The organism is Nocardiopsis lambiniae, from assembly GCF_031845465.1.
In the GTDB taxonomy this organism is placed as follows: Bacteria; Actinomycetota; Actinomycetes; order Streptosporangiales; family Streptosporangiaceae; genus Nocardiopsis; species Nocardiopsis lambiniae.
The window spans coordinates 85815-107074 of sequence record NZ_JAVREP010000005.1 but is presented as its reverse complement, the minus strand read 5'-3'; the positions used below and the strand labels follow the sequence as shown (position 1 = coordinate 107074).

Here is a 21260-nt window from a genome sequence, read left to right as displayed (position 1 = left end):
CCGGGAGGCACCCGTACGCGGAGCCGGGGTGGCGCCCCGGGTGTACCCGACCAGAGCGGTCGGTACACCGCTCCCCCGGGGCCGTGTCCGATCGGGCGCGGCCCTTTCCGGACAGCCTCTCAGCGGTTCCAAGGGGTGACAAGTCCCCATAATCGTCACAGAATGGACTCCACGCGGCCAGTGCGGGTCCCTTGTGTTCCGGACCCGGCGACCCGGTCCGCCCACGAAGCGGGCCCCGCCTCGGGTCCACTGCCGACCCTGTCCCCGGCCGGAGGAGTCACCGGATGGAAGGCGCCCTTCCCGTCCTCGCCGTGGTCGTCGTCGTGGTGACGGCCGGCGCGGTCGTGGTCTCCGCGCACTTTCGCAAGGAACGCGTCGTCGAGCTCCGACGTTGGGCGCGCGCGCACGCGTGGACCTACGACGAACACCACCCCGCACCCTTGGGCGACACCGCGCTCCCGCGTCCCCTGGGAGGCAGATCCCCCCGTTTCCACCACGTGCTGACCGGACGGCACCGCGCCCACGAGGTCGTCTTCTTCGAGCACACCCCTCGCCCGACCGCTCCCGTGGCGCGGGGCGAGGCCCAGCACACCTACCGGATCGTGGCCGTGCGCATCCCCGGTGCCGGATCCGACCTGGAGATCCGCCGCCGCGACGACGCGTCGACCGCCGTTCCCACCGAGACCGCCTTCGACCGGGCCTTCCAGGTATCGGGGGCCGACGGATTCGCCCGCGCGGCCCTGGACCGGGAGACGGTGGCATGGCTGCTGTCGGACCCCCGCTCACGTTCCTTCCCCGTCCGTTTCAGCGGGGATCACGTGCTCACCTGGGCCGTCATGCGACTGGACCCGGATCGGGCCCTCACCGCGGCGGACTACCTCATCGACCTGATCGCCCGCATCCCCGCGCGGGCCTGGCGGCACGACGACGCGCTCCGAGCCGGTGGAACGTCACCCCGCTCACCGGGGAGAACGCTACAATCCGGCTTGCCCCAACGCAGCAAGGAGTGACATCCGTCTTGAGCGACCCCAACGCCACGGCGCGCATCTCCCGCGCGGACCTCTTCCGCGACGACGAGACGCCCGACCCCAATTCGACGGCCCGCATCTCCCGCGCGGACCTCTTCCGCGACGACGAGACGCCCGACCCCGACTCGACGGCCCGCATCACGCGCGCGGACCTCTTCCGCGACGACGAGACGCCCGACCCCGACTCGACGGCCCGCATCTCCCGCGCGGACCTCTTCCGCGACGGCGACTGACCCTCCGCCCCACGAACGAGCGCCCGCCCGGCGATGCCGGACGGGCGCTGCGCTTTCTCAGGTGTCAGCGACGCTCGCGGACGGTCGCGATGATCTCGGCGACCGCATCGTCGACCGGCACACCGTTGTTCTGGGAGCCGTCGCGGTAGCGGAAGGAGACCGCGCCCTTGCTGATGTCCTCGTCACCGGCCAGCAGCATGAAGGGCACCTTCTGCTTCTGGGCGTTGCGGATCTTCTTCTGCATGCGGTCGTCGCCGGCGTCGACCTCGACCCGGATGCCCTCGGCGCGCAGCTTCGCCGCCACCTCCTGGAGGTAGGGCACGTGCTCGTCGGCGATCGGGATGCCCACCGCCTGCACCGGGGCGAGCCAGGCCGGGAAGGCGCCCGCGTAGTGCTCCAACAGCACCGCGAAGAACCGCTCGATGGAGCCGAACAGGGCACGGTGGATCATCACCGGCCGTTGGCGGGAACCGTCGGCGGCGGTGTACTCCAGGTCGAAGCGCTCGGGCAGGTTGAAGTCCACCTGGATGGTGGACATCTGCCAGGTGCGACCGATGGCGTCCTTGGCCTGGACGGAGATCTTGGGTCCGTAGAAGGCGGCGCCGCCCGGGTCCATGACCAGTTCCAGCCCCTGCTTCTCGGCGGCCTGGCGGAGGGTGTCGGTGGCCTCCTCCCAGACCTCGTCCGAGCCGATGGACTTCTCCGGGTCCTTGGTGGACAGCTCCAGGTAGAAGTCGTCCAGACCGTAGTCGCGCAGCAGGTCCAGCACGAAGGTGAGCAACGAGTCGAGCTCGTCGGCCATCTGCTCCTTGGTGCAGTAGATGTGCGCGTCGTCCTGGGTGAAGCCGCGGGCGCGGGTGAGGCCGTGGACCACACCGGACTTCTCGTACCGGTACACGGTGCCGAACTCGAACAGGCGCAGCGGCAGCTCACGGTAGGAGCGCCCGCGCGCGTCGAAGATCAGGTTGTGCATCGGGCAGTTCATCGGCTTCAGGTAGTAGTCCTGACCGCCGTCGAGCTGCATGGGGGGGTACATGCCCTCCGCGTACCAGTCCAGGTGCCCCGACTTCTCGAACAGGGCGCCCTTGGTGGCGTGCGGGGTGTAGACGAACTGGTAGCCGCCCTCTTCGTGGCGCTTGCGCGAGTAGTCCTCCATGACCCGGCGCACGATGCCGCCCTTGGGGTGGAAGACGGCCAGACCCGAGCCGATCTCCTCGGGGATCGAGAACAGGTCGAGCTCGGAGCCGAGCTTGCGGTGGTCGCGCTTCTCGGCCTCCTCCAGGAAGGTCAGGTACGCCTTGAGGGCGTCCTTGGTCTCCCAGGCGGTGCCGTAGACGCGCTGCAACTGCGGGTTGGTCTCCTTGCCGCGCCAGTAGGCGGCGGCGGTGCGCATGAGCTTGAACGCCGGGACGACCCTGGTGGTGGGCAGGTGCGGACCCCGGCACAGGTCCTTCCAGCACTGCTCGCCGCTGCGCGGGTCGATGTTGTCGTAGATGGTCAGCTCACCGGCGCCGACTTCGGCGGAGGCGCCCTCGGCGGCCTCGGCCGCGCCGCCCTTGAGGCCGATCAGCTCCAGCTTGTAGGGCTCGGTGGCCAGCTCGGCGCGGGCCTCCTCGTCGGTGACGACCCGGCGGTCGAAGCGCTGCCCCTGCTTGATGATCTGCTGCATCTTCTTCTCGATGCTCTTGAGATCGGCGGGGGTGAAGGGCTCGGCGACGTCGAAGTCGTAGTAGAAGCCGTTCTCGACGGGCGGTCCGATGCCCAGCTTGGCCTCGGGGAACAGCTCCTGGACGGCCTGCGCGAGGACGTGCGCGGTGGAGTGGCGCAGGATCGCCCGCCCGTGCTCGGAGTCGATGGCGATGGGCTCGACGGTGTCGCCGTCGCGCAACTCGCGGAAGAGGTCCCGGGGCTCTCCGTTGATCAAGGCGGCGATGACGGTCCTGCCGTCGGCCTCCAGCGCCTGCCCCGCCGTGGTGGTGGCCGCCACCACACGCGGTGATCCGGCGATGGTGATGTGCAGCTCGGGCGCGGCGGACACGGTGACTCCTCGTAAGACGCGAACAGATCGTGGGACGTCCGGCGGCACACCCGAGGCGGGCGGCGCCATGTCTGGACCGATGCTATCGGCTCCGGGCCGCGACCGCCCCGTCGTCCACAGGCGCGGGGAACGCGGTTCCACCGAGCCCGATGCGGCTTTCCGAGAAGAGCGAAGGGCGAATGAGAAGTGTCGGGAACCGGGCGGGGAACAGGATCGTTCTCTCTCAGATCCCATGATTCGGACTCGACCGTCATCGCGCACCGGGGTTCCGTAACGGACACCGCGCCCGGGGTCGACCGTGCAGGCCAACGGCCGGAGGTCCCATGAATCAAGACGAATCTGTCATGAATTGTCGCGTTTTCAGCGAGTCGTCCACAGCTTCAGCGGGGGCCATTGATCCAGAACCCGGGATCGGTGACAATCAGCAGACGTCCGATCACCGCCCCCAGTCGACCCGAATGCACCGACTCGCTTCGACCGAATACTGTGAGCGCATGTCACCGAGACCACCGAACGGCCCCTCGACTCCGGAGACATCCCCCCGCACCGCCCGTGGTGGCAGCACCCGCATGTGGCGTCGCGCCCGGGCGCGCCTGCGCCTCTTCCGCAGGCGCATGCACGCCCACCCCGTACTGCACCTGCCCTGGCTCATCCTCGTCGGCACGGTGGGCACCCTGATCATCCTCGCCGGGGTGGTGATGCTGGTGGCCCCGGGGCCGGGGGTCGCCGCGATCATCCTCGGACTGGTGGTCCTCAGCACCGAGTTCAGTTGGGCCCGGCGGCTGGTGCGGCCGGCCCGCGTCTGGTTCCGACGCGCGGAGAGGTACGGCATGCGCCTGCGCGCCCGGGCGTTGGAGCGCTACCGCGCCCGACGGGCACTGCGACGCGAGCGCCTGACCTCCGAGTGACCCGAAGGGCCCCGCACGGGCCCTTCGTCATGTCCGACGGTCCTCGCTCCCGGTCGTGGGGACGGGAACAGACCCCACCGGCGACCGGGGCATCCGCCACGACAGCACGCCCGACCCACATCACCGATGGACACGACCCGAGCCAGAGGGGGTCACCTCGGGGGGTCGGGGGTCTCCCCCGGTGAAAACGACGAAACGACCCGGCGAGCAAGCGAAGCTTGCGAGCAGGGTCGCTCCGGAGTGGGGTGGGCGATACAGGACTCGAACCTGTGACCTCATCGGTGTGAACGATGCGCTCTAACCAACTGAGCTAATCGCCCGGGAACCGCGGCTGACCGCCGTTTCCGTGTCCGTCCTGTCGTTCGGACAAGGAAAACTCTAGCGCATGTCCGAGGGTGTTCGCTCCACGCGGCACCCGACACCGGATCCGTATGTGACTGAGGTCACATTACGCTACCGTCGAGTTCATGGCAGAGTCACCCGACGGGCGTGCATTCCCCCAGTTGGAAGGAGTTCCGGCTCTTCCCGCCCCTCGAAGCGGCACCGCGATATGACCATCTCGTGACGCGGGCCACCCGACATTGGGAAATCTTTGGTTTCTCCTGGTCATTACAGTGACGAAGGATCGTGAAGCCGCCCTGCGGCGAGCCGACCCCGCTGGGCGGGCGGCGAGACCTCCGGTCCCATCAAGGAAAGTCTCCGTACTCACGTCATAGTCCGCGAGCGACCGCGTTGGAGCGAGTGAGACGGCAACCGACCCGCACCGCCACAGGCGAGGGCCGGACGAGAAAAGGTTTGGCGAACATGAACAGTAGCGACACCACTGCCACCGCCGAGCTGGGCCTTCGGCTCGTGGTTCCCGAGCGCACCGCGGTTCCCTTGGTCGCTCGGCTCGACTACAGCGCGGACGACCCGTACGCGATACGCGTGGCGTTCCACACCGGCGAGGAGGACCCTGTCGAATGGATCTTCGCCCGTGAACTCCTGACCGTCGGCATCGTGCGACCCGTCGGTGAGGGCGACGTGCGGGTGTGGCCCTCCAAGGACGAGAACGGCGACCGTAACGTCTGCATCGCGCTCTCCTCCCCCTTCGGCCAGGCCGAGTTCGACACCCAGGTGTCGCCGTTGGCCGAATTCCTCCACCGGACCTACGAGATCGTCCCTGCCGGCCAGGAGGCCCAGTTCGTCGATCTCGACAACGAGATCCAGCAGCACCTGGCCTCCTGAGGCCGCGAGGCCCGCACACGGACCACGACGAAGGGGACGGCGCGATCGCGCCGTCCCCTTCTCGCGTGTCGGAGAACCGTCACGGGTCCAGGTCGGACGCGGAGCGCTCGGCGAACACCTTCATCGCCTCCAGGGTGATCGGGCCGGGCTCGGCCGACACCCTCAGGTCGTCGATGTGGAGGATCGGCTGCACGTCGCGACCGGTGGAGGTCAGGAACGCCTCGGTGATCTCCGGCAGGCGCCCCATCGGCACGTCCTCCTCCTCGCCCCCGTACCACTCCAGGACGAGTTCGCGGGTGATGCCCGCCAGCGGACCCGCCGACAGCGGAGGGGTGACCAGGCGGCCGTCCAGCACCACGAAGACGTTGCTGCCGGTGCCCTCGCACAGGTTCCCGGAGATGTTGCGGAAGACCGCCTCGCTCGCCCCCTTCCTCTTCGCGAAGGCCAGGGCGCGCACGTTGTCGGCGTAGGAGGTGGTCTTCAGTCCCGCCAGTGCGCCGAACTCGTTGCGCGGCCACGGGGCGAGGGCGACGTCGGTGTGCGGGGGGATGCCGGGGAAGGGGCCCAGCGCCACGATCGCGGTCTGTTCGCCGACGGCGCGGTCCGAGCCGAGCGGGCCCGCCCCGTCGGTCACGGTGATGCGCACCCGGGCGTCGGTCAAGTCGGGGTTGGCGGCCATCGCCAGTTCCACGCCCTCGGCGATCAGCTCCAGGTCGGGCGTCTCCATGCCCAGCCCCTCCGCCGAGCGGACCAGTCTGCGCAGGTGACGGGTGAGCGCGAACGGGCGACCGTTCCGTGCCCGCACCGTCTCGAAGACGCCGTCGCCGACGGTGATGCCGTGGTCGACCACCGGGATCCTCGCCTCGGCCTCGTCGACGACGGCGCCACGGCCGTAACCGGCCCCGGAGATCCACACCCTCATTTGTCCCAACCCCCCACGATTCTCGGACGCCCGGATCGAGCCGGGCGACGACACGATCCTCCCACCTCAGGGGCGATCTCGCCCTCCGGGCGCCTACCGGCAGCCCGTCGGACTGGCAAGGGTCGTGACCGGCACCGGCCGTGGTCCGGTTCTTCAGGTCCGTTCATCATCGCATCGTGACTGGTCAGAAGCGCTCCACTCACGGGCGGCCCACCCGGGGGCCCGTGGGGCGGCCGCAAAGATAAGTTACGAATGACTATCATCTGGGCAACGCTTATGCGGGACCCGGCGGTGGTCGGCCGTGCTCTCCCCCTCATGACGGCCGCCCCGAAGGCGCACGGGTCCCCAGGTCCACGACCGCCCGATCGACAGAGCAAAGAGAGACATGACTCCACCGAGTACCGCCCGCGGAGAACTCAGCTGGTTGTTGGACGACCTCCTCACCCGGGCCTCCGGAACACAACACGCCATCGTTCTGTCCACCGACGGTCTCCTCATGGCCACCTCCAGCGGCCTGGACCGACCGGCGGCCGAACACCTCTCGGCGATCGCCTCGGGGCTGCACAGTCTCGCCGGAGGCGCCAGCAAGCAGTTCTCCGCCGGGACCATCCGGCAGAGCATCATCGAGATGGACCGCGCCTTCCTCTTCGTCGCCGCCGCCGGCGAAGGGGCCTGCATGGCCCTGATGTCCGACTCCGACAGCGACGTGGGCCTGATCGCCTACGAGATGAACAAGGTGATCGAGAGGGTCGGCCAGTACCTCTCGGCGCCTCCGCGCCCCGACATGCCCTCCACACCGGCGCACGTGGAGACGTGACCCCCGCCGCCGCGGCGGGCCGCCCACCGGCTCTGCCACGGCAGGGGTCGGGCCCGCCCGGACCGCCGATTTCGCGCTCGGCCGGGAATCCGCTAGAGTTCTTAACGCAGCGAACGGGGCGGACCGGGAGACCGGGAAGCCTGCGGAACTCGCCGCGCGGACGTGGCTCAGCTGGTAGAGCATCACCTTGCCAAGGTGAGGGTCGCGGGTTCGAATCCCGTCGTCCGCTCGAAAACGATTCGACTCCGCCGCCGTGAGGTGGCAGAGTCGAGTCGGCTTCGGAACATTCCGAGGCGCATGCGGACGTGGCTCAGCTGGTAGAGCATCACCTTGCCAAGGTGAGGGTCGCGGGTTCGAATCCCGTCGTCCGCTCGGAGAGGCCCGCATGGGTGTCCACAAGGCGATTCCCCCATGCAGTTCCTGGCGGAGTGGCCGAGTGGTTGAGGCAAGGGACTGCAAATCCCTGCACACGGGTTCGATTCCCGTCTCCGCCTCCATGCACCTCATGTCCCATGAGGGCGGTTAGCTCAGTTGGTTAGAGCGCTACCTTGACACGGTAGAGGTCACAGGTTCGAATCCTGTATCGCCCACTTCACTCCGGAGCGGTCCTGCTCGGAGGCCCACGGCCTCCTCGCAGGGCCGCTTCGTCGTTCCCTCCGGGGACGCCCCGGCCACCCGATGCGAGGCTTCGTCCCGCGGGTCATGGTCGGTTCGCCCAGGGCCCACCGGCACCACGAAGAGGCGGGCTCCCGAGGGGACCCGCCTCTTCGTTCTCCCACCACGGCGGCGCACCGAGGGTGTCCGCTCGCACGCTCGGCCGGGGTGTCCCGGCCGAGCGGCCCGCGAACGGCTCCGAGCGGTCGGCCTAGTGTCCGCCGGCCTCGGGGAACGAGGGACCGTCGAGCCCCGTCGGATCCCGGCCGAGCCCGGCCGGCGTCACCCAGTCGAACTCCCCATAGACCGCCGGTCCCAGGCCCATGCCTTCGGCCACCTGCTCACGCAGCCGGTTGGAGGTGAACCCGCCGATGACGTTCATCTCGGCGTCCCGGTACAGACGCTCCACCTCATGGCCCTTGGTCACACCGGCCGCCCCGTGGATCTGCACGGCGCGCGTGACCACCTGGACGGCCATCTCGGTGGCGTAGATCTTGAGCTTGGCTATGAGGTCCCTGGCCGACCGTCCCGCGACACGCTCGCACAGGGCTCGGCGGGCCAGCGACCGGGTGGCGTCGATCTGTGCGCGGGAGTCGGCGAGCTGGGCCTGCACGCCCTCCATATGGGCCAGAGGGCGGCCGAACGAGACCCGGTCCTTGGCGTGCCGTACAGAGGCCGCGAGAGCGGACTCGGCGATGGCGATGGCCGCGAACGAGATCTTCAGCCATCCCCACGCCATGCCCTCGGCCAGCTCGTGGAAGGGCACCGGCACGACGTCCCTCTCGGCGACGTGCGCGTCGGTGAAGACGATGCCGCCCCAGGGCATCCCCCGCAGCCCCATGTGGGGGATCTCGTAACGGCGGACGCCGGGTTGGTGCAGGTCCACGAAGGCGAGGCACCAGTCCGGGCCGTCATCCCCCGGGGACTTCTCCCGCCGGGCGAGGGTCACGGCCAGGTCGGCGCTGGGCGCGTTGGAGATCCGGGCCTTCTCACCGCTGATGTAGAAGCCTCCGCCGGGTGGCCCGGCGGGGCGCACCGAGGTACGGAAGGTGGCGGAGTCGCTGCCCGCCGTCGTCTCGACCACGGCGAAGCCGGCCAGCTTGCGACCGCTGAGCAGAGAACGGAGCAGCCCTTCGTGGTGATCGGGGTCGCCGTAGGTGGAGATCATCTTGGCGCACAACAACGCCGATACGGTCGCCGTCCAGTACGTGCCCGGACACGCTCGGGCCAAAGCCTCCATGGCCTCGGCCTGGGTCGTCCCGTTCGCGCCGACGCCACCGACCTCGGTGGAGTGGAACAGCCGCAGGTATCCGCTCTCGATGACCTCCGTCCAGCTCTGAGGTGGTATCCGCCCCTCCTCGTCGGTCTTGGCGGCCCGGGCGGCGATGCCGGGGAAACTCCATGCCGTGTCGTGTCGTGCGTGGTTCACATCGGTTCCGGTCGTCATGTTCAACCAAGTCCTAGGAGGGACGCCGCGATCACCGGTCGCAGCACTTCGACGCCACCACCGGTCTCGGAGAAGAACAGCACGTCACGATGGGCTCGTGCCATCAGCCGGTCGTCGGTGAGGGCGAGCGGTCCGGAGAGACGCACCGCTCCTTCGACGACCTCTCGGGCGGCGGACGCGACGAACAACCGGGTGGCCGCCGCGTCCTGGCGTGAGGCCCGGTCCCCGGCGTCGAACCGCCCGGCCGCCCGGTACACCGCCTCCGAAGCCAGCTCGCAGCGTATGGCCAGGTCCGCCAGCGTGAACCGAACGGACTGGGCATGGGCCAGGGGCCGGCCGAAGAGCCGGCGCTCTCGGGCGACACCGACGGCTTCACTGGTCAGCGCACGCATGACGCCGAGCCACGGAGCGCTGGTGAAGATCCAGTCCAACGTCGCCAAGAGGGGCTCGACCTCGACGGCCGCGCCGCCGACGGTGCCCAGCACGGCGTCCTCCGGGACCGGGCAGTCGTCCAGGACGACCCTCCCCCAGGAGCAGGTCCGCATGGCCGCCGGACCGGTCTCCTCGATCAGCAGTCCGGTCGTGGCCCGATCGACGATGAACGCCGTTCTGTCACCACTGTCGAGTGTGGCGATGATCAGTAGGTGGTGGGCGATGGGGGCGCACGGGACGAGGTCCAGGGCGCCGGTGAGCACCCAGCCCTCGGCTGCCGGACGGGCGGTGACGGTGGACGCGAGAGCCGCGCCCTGCGTCTGTTGCAGGGACAGGGCGCCCACCCACTCCCCCGCGGCCATGCGGGGCAGGTAGTGCTTCTTCTGAGGACCCGAGCCGAAGGCCCGGAGCGGAACGGTGGCGAGAACGGCGTGCGCCGCCACCGCCAAGGCGAGCCCCGGATCACGGGACCCCTCGCCCAGGCCTTCGAGGAGGGCGCAGGTCTGCGTGGCGGACAGGCCTCCGCCGCCCAGCGCGAGCGGCACGAGAGGGCCGGCCAGGCCGGGGCCCGAGCGGTCGTCGGCCAGGTCGGCGAAGAGCCCGGCGTCCCACCTGCGGTCGTGGTCGCGCGGGGCGACGGTCGGCCGTGCGACACGGTCGGCGAGTCGGCGGGCCCGCTCGGCCAGCATCGGTTCCGCGCCGCCGGTGGCGGGACCGGTGTCGGCGGGACCGGTGTCGACGGGGGCGGTGTCGACGGGGGCGTCCAGAAGCGTCATGGGACCTCCTTTCTCTTTTTCACGGGAATTGACCTGGTGCTTCGAGCATGCGGGGCGAAGCGGGGAAGAATTGTTGTTTCCAGAGACCGGGAAGAACTTCTTGAACACTGATTTCACCCCCTCCTCATAGAGTGGACCCGATCAAAGTATCCAGAAGTCGGCGCCGATTTGAAGGGCTCATTGGAGACTTGTCGGGCCCCTGGCGGAGAATTTGAAAACCTTGCCTTCCATGACTCCGCATGAAGTAATTTTTCACGGATTTGACATGGAAGCCATTGCCCACCCTGACGCCGGCCGACCAATATGTTCCTCAGCACGAACCGCCCCACCCCGCCGTCGACGCAGGACTCCCATCCGCACGCGACGGAGCAAGGCAACAGAAAGGGAAGCGAACAAAATGGAAACATTACAGCACGAAGGCGTTCTTCCCAGTCCGCCGCACCTGTCGGACGCGACCCTGCGGGACTCCGCCCACATGGCGGGTGTCGAGTTCCGTCCCAAGGACGCCGCGGTCATCGCGGACCTGCTCGTCAAGACCGGCGTCGAGCTCGTCGAGGTGGGCATGGTGTCGGGTCCGAACTCCAAGGACGCCGACCTCATCCTCGCCACCCATGACACCGTCGGCCCCGAGCGCAGCATGACACTCGTGGTCGTACGGGACCGCAAGCAGGTCGCCAAGGCCCTGGACGAGGCCGAACGTCTCGGGGTACGGCACATCATGTACTCCATACCCACGTCCGAACAGCACGCCGAGCTGAAGCTCGGTTCCCCCAGCTCCAAGTTCCTCGAAGCCCTTGCCCGTTCGGCGATCTCCCAGGCCAAGGACCGGGGCTTCCATGTCACCTTCAGCGGCGAGGACGGTGCGCGCACCCGCGAGGAACGGCTCGTCTCCTACGTCTCCGCGGGTTTCCACGCCGGAGCGGACCGGTTCCGGATCGCCGAGACCGTCGCTTATCTGTCGCCCTGGAAGATGGAGAAGGTGATCGCCGGCCTCACCGCGATCGACGGTTCCGAGATCGAGATCCACTCGCACAACATGCTGGGCATGGCCGTCGCCAATTCCCTGGCCGCCGTCCGCGCGGGTGCGCGATGGATCTCGGCCACGGTCGGGGGCATCGGCGAGCGCGGCGGCAACGCCCCGCTGGCCGAGGTGCTCACCGCCCTGCGGGTCGTCCACGGTGACACCCGGTTCGATCTCTCCCACCTCACCGAGCTGTCGCGGGTCGCGCTCAAGGGCGCCGGCCTCGGCGACGCTTTCCAGTCGGGTCCGACCACGCCGCACGCCTTCGCCTACGAACTCCCGGGGCAACTCGACAACCCGGAGGCCTACGAGACGCTCCCCGCCGAACTCGTGGGGAACTTCCGCAGGTTGAACGTCCGCACGCGCCTCACCCCCGCGCTCGTCAAGTGGGCGCTCTCCGACTCCGGCATCTCCGTCGACATCGATCCCTTCACGACCTGGTTGACGGATGAGCAGGAACGAAACGGCCGACCCTTGCTCGACCGGGACGCGATCCGCAAGGCCGCCATCGATTTCCAGGCCGTTTGAGAATTGACTTCTCTCGGCAATTGATCATTCCCCCACACCGCCATCTCCAGAGTACGGAGTAATGCAATGCCCACTACTCTCGCCGGTTCCTGCCCTGAGTGCGAAACGGATCTCACCGTTCCTCCGATCGTCCAGGGCGAGACCCTTTCTTGCCCCGAGTGCCTGCTCACGCTCCGCGTCGAGGGAATCGAAGACGGCCAACTGGATCTCCAGATGGTCGAGGTGCAGTTGCGCGACTGGGGTCAGTGAACAATGAAGAACAAAGTCGCCATCGTCGCGGACCGGATCGGCTGGGAGGAACGCCGGCTGGTCCAGATCGCTCCGGACTTCGGGTTGGAGGTCGACTGGATCAACGACGAGTCCCTGGCCCTGGGCCACTCGGACTCCCCCACGGTCAGGGACTACGAGGCGTTGCTGGTCCGCAGCCGTAGCTACACCCGCGGCGGGCTGATCGCCGCCCTCGCCGAGGCCGACGGGGTCAAGGTCCTCAACTCGGCCTCCGCGATCCACATCTGTGAGAACAAGCTGATGCTGCGCGCCGCGCTGCGCGAGGCCCGGATCCCGGTCCCGGATTTCCGGCTGGTCCTCTCCCGTAAGGACTTCGACCGAACGCTCGGCGAGATCGGCACCCCCCTGGTGCTCAAACCGGTCTACGGCGGAATGGGCAAGCGCGTCACGCTCGTGCGCGACCCCGACCTGGCACATTCCGTCTACGACTATGTCGAGGACCTCGGCCACGCCTTCGAGCAGGCCTGCCTGGTGGAGCCCTACCTGGGCGGCGGATCGATCCGCTGCCTCGTCGTCGGCCGGGAGATCGTCGCCGCCGCGGAGTTCGAGAGCGCGGGAGCCGACTGGCGCAGCAACGCCGCGCTCGGCAATCAGAGTCGCGCCCTGGGCCGGGATCCCGAGGTGCACAAGATCGTGGACGGGGTCGTGGACCGGCTCGGCCCCGGCATCTACGGAGTCGACCTCTTCAAGACCTCGTCGGGCTATCTGGTCAACGAGGTCAACCACGCTCCCGCCTGGCGTGGGGTGGCGTCGACGACGGGGACGGACATCGCCTCGGCCATCGCCCGATACGTACAGGAGACGCTCGGATGATACGTGTGGGAATCATCGGCGCCTCCGGGCTCGCCGGCGGTGAACTGATCAGGCTGGTCCACCAGCACCCCGAACTCGAAATCACCTACCTGGGGGGTAGCTCCAGCGTCGGCAGGCGCCCCTCACAACTGCACCCCGGGCTCCGCTTCGATCTGGGGCTGGTCGTCGAGAGCGCCTCCGCCGACGCCATCGCCGAGCGATGCGACGTGGTCTTCCTCGCCACTCCCGCCCCCGCGTCGGCCGAACTCGCCGCGCTTCTCGCCGACCGCGTCGCATGCGTGATCGATCTGAGCGGCGCCTTCCGGATCCGCACCCCCGACCTGCACGACCGCTGGTATCCGAAGGTCGACCGCGGGGCCGAACTGGCCGAGCGCTTCGTCTACGGGGTACCCGAGCTCGTGGGAGACCGGTTGGTCGACGCCCCGCTGATCTCGGTGCCCGGCTGCTACGCCACCGCCATCACCCTGGGGCTCGCTCCGCTGACCCTCGGCCTCGGTCTACGGCTGAGGACCGTGGTGGTGGACGGCAAGAGCGGCTCCAGCGGCGGCGGCCTACAGTTGCGCGTCCCGGACCTGCACCCCTTCCGCAACGGCGCGATCGCGCCCTACGCCCCCACCGGGCATCGGCACGCCGCGGAGGTCGGGGATTTCCTGGAGCGCAACGGACCCGGTTCCATCGGCTCGCTGAGCATGTCGGCGTACGGGGTGTCGCACGTGCGCGGACTGCTCGCCAGCGTCTACGCGTTCACCGACGACGAGGTGAACGGATCCGAGTTGCAGCGGGCTTACCTGCGCTTCTACAAGAAGCACCCCTTCGTCCGAGTGCGCCGCCACACCGAGACGCTCATCCCGGTGCCCGACCCGCAGGTCACGCTCGGCTCCAACTACTGCGATGTCACGGCCCTGCACGACCCGGACGGAGGGCGGGTCGTCGTCCTCGCCGCCCTCGACAACCTGGTCAAGGGGGCGGCCGGACAGGCCGTCCAGGCGCTCAACCTGCGCTACGCGCTACCCGAGGAGACAGGACTGGCCATGCAGCCCGTGATGCCGGTATGACCGCGAACCCCACGCCGACCGTGGTGAAGTTGGGCGGCAGCCGCCTCGACGACCTCGACGGCTCCTGGTGGAAGGACCTCGCCGAATACGGCAAGGAGAACCCGCTGGTCTTGGTGCACGGCTGGTCCAAGCCCCTCAAGCGGCTCCATCCGCGCTACAGCGAGCCGTCGGCGATCCTGCGCGATCGTTACGGCAACCAGAGCCGCTGGACCACCCCCGAGGTCATCGCCGACATCAAGACCGTCAGCGCGGAACTCGGTGAGAGGGTTCTGGACCGGCTCCACCGGCACGGCATCACCGCGGAGCGGCTTCTCGGCAGTGACGGCCTGGTCCGGGCGGGCGAGGGCGAGCGTTGGTGGTGGCGGGAGAAACGGCTCGTCGAGATGGAGAACCTGGTCGGTCCGATCACCGACGTGGACCCGACGCCGTTGAAGAACCCGCGACCGGGCCACGTCCACCTCGTCACGCCCCTGGCCCGTGATGGAGCGGGCCGGGAGGTGAACACCGACGCCGATCGGGCCGCGGCGGCCATCGCCGGCGCGATCGGCGCCACCGACCTGGTCCTGATCACCGATGTCACCCATCTGTTGATCGATGGGGACCCGGTGCGCCGGATCACCGCGAAGGCCGCGGCCGAGTTCCGTGACAAGGGCGCCACCGGTGGCATGCGCAAGAAGCTGCGAGCGGCCGGCGAGGCCCTGGAACAGGGCGTCGCACGGGTCGTCATCGGTAGCGCGCCCGTCACGGACCTGCTCTCCGCCCGCACCGGCACCGTCATCACACGAACCTGAGGAGCTGATCTCGTGGCGCGATCCCGGGTACTGGTCGTCAACAACGGAACGCTTTCCCTGAAACAACTCCGCCATCGCTTCGAACAGCTTGGATCGGACACCGAAACGGTCGACGCGGCCTCCGTGCCGGATCGGCTCAACGGCCGCTACCAGGCGATCGTCCTGAGCGGCACCAAGGTCCGAGCCTACGACCAGGACTACTACAAACCGCTCGTGGACCTGGTCATGAGCGCCGACGTCCCGGTGTTCGGAATCTGCGGTGGCATGCAGACCCTCGCGGTCGCGGCGGGCGGCCACCTGGCCGAAGGGGTGCAACGAGTCGGCGGCCACGACGTGCAGGTCGACAAGGAAGAGCCGATCTTCGCGTACGTGAAGCCGACGGTGACGGTCTTCCAACGCCACACCCTCTACGTCCGGGAGGCACCGAAGGGCTTTCGCTCCATCGGCCGATCCGAACACGCACCCGTGGAATTCCTGCGCTCCGACGACGGGCGGATCTTCGGTGCGCAGGCGCACCTGGAGTTCCGCAGCGACGGCCTGGAGATCCTCCGGGGCTTCGCGCGGCTGTACCAGTGACACCGCTCCCCCGAACCGCGAACGTACCCCCTTCCCCTACGCATTCGAGGACTGGATCATGACCGACCGGAAAACGCGGGAGCCCGCGTTCGTCACCCATCTCAACGGCAGCGGCGGCACCATCGACGGCTGGGTCGTCGTCGACTCGCTGGTCGACGGCCTGGCCATGGGCGGCACCCGTATGACCACGGGGGTCACCGAGGAGGAAGTGCGCGGCCTGGCCCGCGACATGACCCACAAGTTCACGCTCGCCGGGTTGCGCATCGGCGGTGCCAAGGCCGGGATCGTGTCCGACGGCACCGGGCGCGAGGAGACCTTCCGCACCTTCGGCCGCACCGTGAAACCCCTGCTGCACGGTGGCATCCACCTCGGTATCGACATGGGGGTCACACCCGCGGACCGGGCCGTCTTCTTCGCCGAGGCCGACTACGACCCGCGTCACCGGCGAGGCGTCCCGGACATGCCGATCGACTGGCGTACGTACTACGAACCGCTGATCGACTGCACCGGACACGGTGTCGGCGTGGCCGCGGTCACCGCCTGGGAGGCGGGTCACGGCACGGAGTCGGCCCGGGTCGTGGTGCAGGGCTTCGGCGCCGTGGGTCGCGCCGTCGCCCGGTTCCTGGAGGAGCGCGGGCACGTGATCGTGGGCGTCGCCGACGTCCAGGGCACCATCAGCGCGGAACGGCTTCCGGTGGCCGCCTTGCTGGCCATCACCGACGAGTTCGGACGGATCGACCGCTCACGGCTGCCGCAGGGCGTCACCGTGTCCGACGAAGCGGACGCCTGGCTCGGCGTCGACTCCGACCTGGTCGTCCTCGCGGCGCAAAAGCACGCGCTCAACGCCGAGAACGCCCACCGCCTGCGCGCCGGCCTGGTGGTCGAGGGGGGCAACATCAGCTCCAGCGACGAGGCGAGGGAGAAGGTGGCCGCCTCGGGCTCGATCCTGGTGCCGGGTGTGATCGCCAACATCGGTGGGGCGGCGTCCGCCGCCCTGGCCGTCACGCGGGTCGTCCCCTTCGACCTGGCGGCGGACGCCCGCAAGGCGTGGGTGTTCGACTGGGTCGGTGACCGCGTGCGCCGGAACACGCGGGACCTGCTCGACATCGTGGCCTCACGCTCGGGCGACCCCCTTCCGGAACTGCTCGACGCGCGTCGTGAGGAGCTCCGATGACCGCGACGACCACCGCCGACCCCGCCACGCTGCCGACCGCGGAACGCGCGGCCGAGTACCGACGGCGTGGGTGGTGGCGTGATGACACCTTCCTCGACGACCTGCGTCGTCAGGCCCGGAAGCGCCCGCGCAAGCCGGCCATCGTCGGACGTCGCGGCGGTGAGGCCCGCACTGACGTCCTCGACTACGCGGACCTGTCGCGACTGACCGACCGGTTCGCCGGAGCGCTCCTGGAACTGGGGGTGAGCCGAGGAGGCGTCGTGGCCGTCCAGCTGCCCAACCGGTGGGAGATGGTGCCGCTGATGTTCGCCTGCATGGAGGTCGGCGCCGTCATCTGCCCCATCGCACCCGACTGTCAGGGGGACGAGCTGCGCTACCGCCTCGAACTCACCGAGGCCGAACTGTTCGTCACCCTGTCGGAGTGGGAGGGGTACCCACTGGCCGAGAGGGTCGGCGAGTGGCGGTCCGAGCTGCCCCTGGAGCACGTGGTGGTGGTCGACGGTCCCGTCCCCGCGGGGGCGATCGACTTCCACGACCACTTCGTCTCCACCCACTGGGAGGAACGGCGCACGGGCGCGTCGGAGGGCCGTCGACTCACACCCGACGAGCCGTTCGTGGTGCTGTTCACGTCCGGCACGACGGGCTTCCCCAAAGGGGTGGTGCACAGCCAGAACACCGTCCATTCGGGCGTTCGCGGATACGTGGACACCTTCCTGCTCGGCGACGACCTCGTGGCGGCGGTCACCACTCCGCTGGTGCACTATTCCGGCTTCGGCCAGGGTGTCCTCGCCGGTGTCATGCTCGGCGGGACGATCACCTTCCAGGACGGTCGGGACCACGCCGGTCTGCTGGACCTGATCGAGCAGTACGGCGCCACGCTGCTGTACGGACCGCCGCCCACCCTTTCCGGTCTCGCCGCCGTGCAGCGGATCGACCCGCACGATGTGTCCAGTCTGCGCTATACGGTCACCGGTGCCGCTCCCGTGCTCCAGGAGCTGGTGGACGAGCTGCGCGACGCCTTCGGAACCCGTACCCACTCGGTGTGGGGCATGTCCGAGTTCGGTCCCATCACCATCAGCCGGTTGGACTACGACCAGGACCGGTCGGCGAGGAGCCACGGGCGGCCGATCGACTCCATGGAGATCCGCATCGACCTGTGCCACGATCCCCGTAGACGGGCCCCGGTGGGCCGATTGCGGGTACGCGGCGCGTCGCAGGCGCTCGGCTACCACAAGCGGCAGGACGACTTCGACTCCGAACTCACCACGGACGGCTGGTTCGACACCGGCGACGTGGCGCGCGAGGACGGCGGCGGGGGCATCCGTGTCCTGGGGCGGGCGAAGGACGCCATCCTGCGCGACGGCGAAGTCGCCCCGATGGCCGAGCTCGAAGCGCTCCTCTCCCGGCACCCGAAGGTGACCGAGGCCGCGCTCGTCGGTCCCGCCGGCCATTTCGACGATCCGATCGTCGCTTTCGTCGTCCCCCGTGGCGACGCCCTCCCGACACTCGAAGAGATCCATGCCCATCTGCTCGGGGCGGGTCAGGACGCCCGGTTCCTCCCGGAGCGCGTGAAGGCCGTCGAGGCGCTGCCCAAGACGCTCACGGGCAAGGTCCGCAAGGCCGAACTGCGGCAGTGCCTCACCGCGGGCCGGCCCCCTTCCCCCGACCCGTCCCGGCCCTGACCGCAGAACCCCGATCCCTTGGAGGAGACCATGCCGGTATCCGCGCCGGTGACCATGTCGGCCACCCTCGCCGTGGACGAGTCCCTGGCCCGCAGGAGGTCGGCCGGAGAACCGGTCCTCTCCCTCGCCGGGGGTGAGATCGGACTGCCCGTCCTGCCCCTGCTCGAAGAGCGACTCGCCGCCGCCGCGGGCCGGAACGCCTACGGCCCGGTGGCGGGGGACGCCGAACTGCGCACCGCCGTGGCCGGATACTGGCGGCGGCGAGGGCTGGGTACCGACCCCGACCTCGTGGTGTGCGGGCCGGGCAGCAAACCGCTGCTGTTCGGGCTGGTGCTCGCCGTCGGCGGCGATGTGGTGATCCCACGCCCCGGTTGGGTCAGCTACGCGGCCCAGGCCCGGCTCGCCGGTGGGCGGGCGATCTCCGTACCGATCCGGCCGGGGCAGGGCGGGGTGCCCGACCCGGACCGGCTGCGCGAGGCGGTCGTCTCCGCCCGCGCCGCCGGCCGCGATCCCCGCTCCGTGGTGGTCACCCTGCCGGACAACCCGACGGGGACCGTGGCGGCACCCGAGACGGTCAGGGACCTGGCCGTGGCCGCCCGCGACCTCGGCCTCGTCATCATCTCCGACGAGATCTACCGCGAACTGGTCTTCTCTCCTGAGACACCACTGGTCTCCCCCGCCGTGTTCGCACCCGAACGAACGGTGGTCACCACCGGGCCGACCAAGAGCCTGGCGCTCGGGGGTTGGCGGATGGGGGTCGCCCGGATCCCCGACGGCCCGCTCGGGCGGGAGGTGCGCACACGGCTGCTCGGTATCGCCAGCCAGATCTGGTCCACGACCGCGGCCCCCGTACAGGCCGCGGCGGCTTACGCCTTCGAGGAACCTCCGGAGGTGGTGACGCGCATCGCCGAGAGCCGACGACTGCACGAGACGGTGGTCCGCGCGGTGGCCGCGCGATTCGCCGCCTTCGGCGCCGCACTGACACCGATACAGGCGACCTGCTACCTCTACCCCGACTTCGAGCCGTTGCGGGACGGCCTGGCCCGAACGCACGGCGTGCGCCGGGGCGAAGAGCTCACGGCCCTGACCGCCGAGCGGTACGGGGTGGGCCTGCTGCCGGGGACCGCCTTCGACGAGCCCGAGCACTCCCTGCGGATCAGGGTCGCCACCGGCCGACTGTACGGCGAGAGCGACACCGAACGCGTCACCGCCCTGAGCGCGGCGGATCCGCTCCGACTTCCCTGGATCAAGGCCTCTCTGGACCGCATCACCGAGGTCCTGACCGATCTCACCGGACCGTTCGCCCCCGGGCGCGCGGACACCGGGTGAGCGTGACCCTTTCCACCCGCGATGGGACCCCTTCCCGTTCGCGTGTCCCGACCCAACGGCCTCAGGAGGCACGTCAGAGTCATGTCCACCCTCTTCGAATGCGAATACAAGGGCCGGCGCCACGCGGGTCTGCGCGTACCGTCCTCCGACGAGCCGCTCACCCTGTACGCGGTGAGTGACGACCGACTCCGGAACGCCCTTCTCTCCCACGCCGGGACGGAGGCGGTGATCGCCGCCGTCACCGAAGGCACCGAGGCGATCTCGGTGTCCATCGACGATCCCGAGCTGCGGTTCCTCCCGCCGCTGCTGCCCGCGGACGCGAACAACTCCCTGATCAACGGCTTCATGGGAACGCACCGCTCCAAGTTCGACCGGGCCCCGGAGCCGGACGAGGAGTTCACCCCGCCGAACTACTACATCAAGGGCCTCGGCTCGTGGCTTCGCATGCCGGACGAGCCGCTGACCGTCCCGGCCGACCCGATCTGGCTACTGGAGGAGCCGGAGATCGTGCTGGTGTACGTCAACGACGACGAGGGCGAACCGCACTATGCCGGCTACGGCTTCGGCAACGACCTGAACGACATCGGCCTCCACCTGGAGAACCCGTGGGCCTGGACCCCGTACGCCAAGCTGTGCGAGACGTCGATGGCCCCCTGGCTGTTCCTCGGCGATCCGCCCCTTTCGGTGACGGGCCGGATCGTCATCGAGAGGGAAGGGGTCCAGGCCTGGGAGGGCGACTTCTCGTGCGGTGCCGATTCCCTCTACCACCGGATCCCCGACATGACGAGGTACCTGTTCTCCTACCCCGCGTTGCGGCGTCCGGGGCTGGTGAACTACCTGTTCCTGGGGGCGGACAAGGCCAGTTACCACGACGGGTTCCGGATCCAGGACGGTGATCGGCTGGTGCTGGACGTGGCCAGCCACGGTGTCGAGCTGGCCAACTCCGTCCGGTACGCGAAGCCGACGCGCTGATGGTGTCGGGGGGCGGCGGGACCCGACCGCACCGTCCTGGTACGGAGGTGCCCGCCGCCCGCCCCTCACAGGTCCGCGCGAGAGCCCACCGATTCCTCGGGCGAGGTCGCGGCGGGCTCGGAGCCGGGGTCCGTCTCCGGTGCGTCCGGGAGTCGGCCACGGCGCACCGCATCGAGGTAGGCGGATATGGAGTCCCTGTTATGGATCAGGAACCGAATGCGCTCGTTCATCCGGTCGCACTCGCGTTCGAGCACGGCGATCGTCTCGGGCGTGGCATGGGAGACATAGATGGCGCGCGGCTGATCGAGGCACGGAAGGATCCGTTTGATGATCCTGGTCGGCAGACCGGCTTCGAGCAGTCCCTTGATCTGTAGGACACGGTCCACGTAACGCTCGTCGTACTCCCGATAACCGTTGGGAGAGCGTTTGACGACGATCAGCCCTTGTTCTTCGTAGTAGCGGAGCAGTCGGCGGGACGTCCCGGTGCGTTCCGACAACTCGCCGATGCGCATGTGGTCCACCTCACAAAGATGGCGATTGACTCTCACA

General features: G+C 69.2%; 20 protein-coding genes and 5 tRNA genes. 19 read left to right on the top strand and 6 right to left on the bottom strand.

Features of this window, described 5'->3' with window-relative positions:
- Window positions 1-284: 284 nt before the first annotated feature.
- Window positions 285-1010, top strand: coding sequence for a hypothetical protein (locus RM479_RS09685; RefSeq protein ID WP_311511390.1), 726 nt, complete (start codon window positions 285-287; stop codon window positions 1008-1010).
- An 8-nt stretch (window positions 1011-1018) separates the two neighbouring features.
- Window positions 1019-1261 (top strand): hypothetical protein, encoded by a 243-nt coding sequence (locus RM479_RS09680; RefSeq protein WP_311511568.1) that lies wholly within the window; start codon window positions 1019-1021, stop codon window positions 1259-1261.
- 64 nt (window positions 1262-1325) lie between these two features.
- Here RM479_RS09680 and thrS read toward each other — a convergent pair whose 3' ends face one another.
- Window positions 1326-3299 carry a threonine--tRNA ligase gene (gene thrS / locus RM479_RS09675; protein ID WP_311511389.1) on the bottom strand — a complete coding sequence of 658 codons (1974 nt, stop codon included), beginning with the start codon at window positions 3297-3299 and terminating at the stop codon, window positions 1326-1328.
- 614 nt (window positions 3300-3913) lie between these two features.
- On the opposite strand from thrS, the gene RM479_RS09670 reads away from it, so the two are divergent.
- Entirely contained in the window at window positions 3914-4207 is a 294-nt protein-coding gene (locus RM479_RS09670) for a PGPGW domain-containing protein (RefSeq protein WP_311511556.1), read from the top strand.
- A gap of 246 nt (window positions 4208-4453) precedes the next feature.
- Here the strand turns inward: RM479_RS09670 and RM479_RS09665 are convergent.
- Window positions 4454-4527, bottom strand: a tRNA-Val gene (locus RM479_RS09665).
- 484 nt (window positions 4528-5011) lie between these two features.
- Here RM479_RS09665 and RM479_RS09660 point away from each other — a divergent pair.
- A complete protein-coding gene (locus tag RM479_RS09660) occupies window positions 5012-5434 on the top strand; it encodes an SsgA family sporulation/cell division regulator (RefSeq protein ID WP_274811884.1) in 423 nt (140 codons plus the stop codon).
- A gap of 79 nt (window positions 5435-5513) precedes the next feature.
- Here RM479_RS09660 and RM479_RS09655 read toward each other — a convergent pair whose 3' ends face one another.
- Complete coding sequence (locus tag RM479_RS09655; protein ID WP_311511388.1) at window positions 5514-6356, bottom strand: aminotransferase class IV; 843 nt, start codon at window positions 6354-6356, stop codon at window positions 5514-5516.
- Between the two features lie 385 nt (window positions 6357-6741).
- On the opposite strand from RM479_RS09655, the gene RM479_RS09650 reads away from it, so the two are divergent.
- From RM479_RS09650 to RM479_RS09630, 5 genes are all read left to right on the top strand, one after another.
- A complete protein-coding gene (locus RM479_RS09650; RefSeq protein ID WP_274811886.1) occupies window positions 6742-7173 on the top strand; it encodes a roadblock/LC7 domain-containing protein in 432 nt (143 codons plus the stop codon).
- Between the two features lie 156 nt (window positions 7174-7329).
- A tRNA-Gly gene (locus RM479_RS09645) sits at window positions 7330-7402 on the top strand.
- Between the two features lie 70 nt (window positions 7403-7472).
- Window positions 7473-7545: transfer RNA gene (locus RM479_RS09640), tRNA-Gly, on the top strand.
- Between the two features lie 50 nt (window positions 7546-7595).
- Window positions 7596-7670: transfer RNA gene (locus tag RM479_RS09635), tRNA-Cys, on the top strand.
- 19 nt (window positions 7671-7689) lie between these two features.
- Window positions 7690-7763 (top strand) — tRNA-Val (locus tag RM479_RS09630).
- Between the two features lie 275 nt (window positions 7764-8038).
- Here RM479_RS09630 and RM479_RS09625 read toward each other — a convergent pair.
- Both RM479_RS09625 and RM479_RS09620 read right to left on the bottom strand, forming a co-directional pair.
- Window positions 8039-9274, bottom strand: a complete 1236-nt coding sequence (locus tag RM479_RS09625; RefSeq protein ID WP_311511387.1) for an acyl-CoA dehydrogenase family protein — start codon at window positions 9272-9274, stop codon at window positions 8039-8041.
- Between the two features lie 2 nt (window positions 9275-9276).
- Window positions 9277-10482: an acyl-CoA dehydrogenase family protein gene (locus RM479_RS09620; protein WP_311511386.1), complete on the bottom strand. Its 1206-nt coding sequence runs from the start codon at window positions 10480-10482 to the stop codon at window positions 9277-9279.
- 229 nt (window positions 10483-10711) lie between these two features.
- Between RM479_RS09620 and RM479_RS09615 the strand changes: the two genes are divergently transcribed.
- From RM479_RS09615 to RM479_RS09570, 10 genes are all read left to right on the top strand, one after another.
- Window positions 10712-12031: a hypothetical protein gene (locus tag RM479_RS09615; RefSeq protein WP_311511385.1), complete on the top strand. Its 1320-nt coding sequence runs from the start codon at window positions 10712-10714 to the stop codon at window positions 12029-12031.
- 66 nt (window positions 12032-12097) lie between these two features.
- Window positions 12098-12280, top strand: coding sequence for a hypothetical protein (locus tag RM479_RS09610; RefSeq protein ID WP_311511384.1), 183 nt, complete (start codon window positions 12098-12100; stop codon window positions 12278-12280).
- Between the two features lie 3 nt (window positions 12281-12283).
- Complete coding sequence (locus RM479_RS09605; protein WP_311511383.1) at window positions 12284-13132, top strand: ATP-grasp domain-containing protein; 849 nt, start codon at window positions 12284-12286, stop codon at window positions 13130-13132.
- A complete protein-coding gene (gene argC, locus RM479_RS09600; RefSeq protein WP_311511382.1) occupies window positions 13129-14187 on the top strand; it encodes an N-acetyl-gamma-glutamyl-phosphate reductase in 1059 nt (352 codons plus the stop codon). The genes RM479_RS09605 and argC overlap by 4 nt, the downstream gene beginning before the upstream one ends.
- Window positions 14184-14978, top strand: coding sequence for an amino acid kinase family protein (locus tag RM479_RS09595; protein ID WP_311511381.1), 795 nt, complete (start codon window positions 14184-14186; stop codon window positions 14976-14978). The genes argC and RM479_RS09595 overlap by 4 nt, the downstream gene beginning before the upstream one ends.
- A gap of 12 nt (window positions 14979-14990) precedes the next feature.
- Entirely contained in the window at window positions 14991-15554 is a 564-nt protein-coding gene (locus RM479_RS09590) for a type 1 glutamine amidotransferase (protein WP_311511380.1), read from the top strand.
- 58 nt (window positions 15555-15612) lie between these two features.
- Window positions 15613-16728, top strand: coding sequence for a Glu/Leu/Phe/Val dehydrogenase dimerization domain-containing protein (locus RM479_RS09585; RefSeq protein ID WP_311511379.1), 1116 nt, complete (start codon window positions 15613-15615; stop codon window positions 16726-16728).
- The gene (locus RM479_RS09580) at window positions 16725-18410 is read left to right on the top strand and encodes an AMP-binding protein (RefSeq protein ID WP_311511378.1); all 1686 of its coding nucleotides are present in this window, start codon (window positions 16725-16727) and stop codon (window positions 18408-18410) included. The genes RM479_RS09585 and RM479_RS09580 overlap by 4 nt, the downstream gene beginning before the upstream one ends.
- Before the next feature lie 30 nt (window positions 18411-18440).
- Window positions 18441-19739: a pyridoxal phosphate-dependent aminotransferase gene (locus RM479_RS09575; protein WP_311511377.1), complete on the top strand. Its 1299-nt coding sequence runs from the start codon at window positions 18441-18443 to the stop codon at window positions 19737-19739.
- 81 nt (window positions 19740-19820) lie between these two features.
- The gene (locus RM479_RS09570; protein WP_311511376.1) at window positions 19821-20711 is read left to right on the top strand and encodes an FAH family protein; all 891 of its coding nucleotides are present in this window, start codon (window positions 19821-19823) and stop codon (window positions 20709-20711) included.
- 65 nt (window positions 20712-20776) lie between these two features.
- On the opposite strand, the gene RM479_RS09565 is transcribed toward RM479_RS09570, so the two are convergent.
- A complete protein-coding gene (locus RM479_RS09565; RefSeq protein WP_311511375.1) occupies window positions 20777-21223 on the bottom strand; it encodes a MerR family transcriptional regulator in 447 nt (148 codons plus the stop codon).
- Between the last annotated feature and the right edge of the window lie 37 nt (window positions 21224-21260).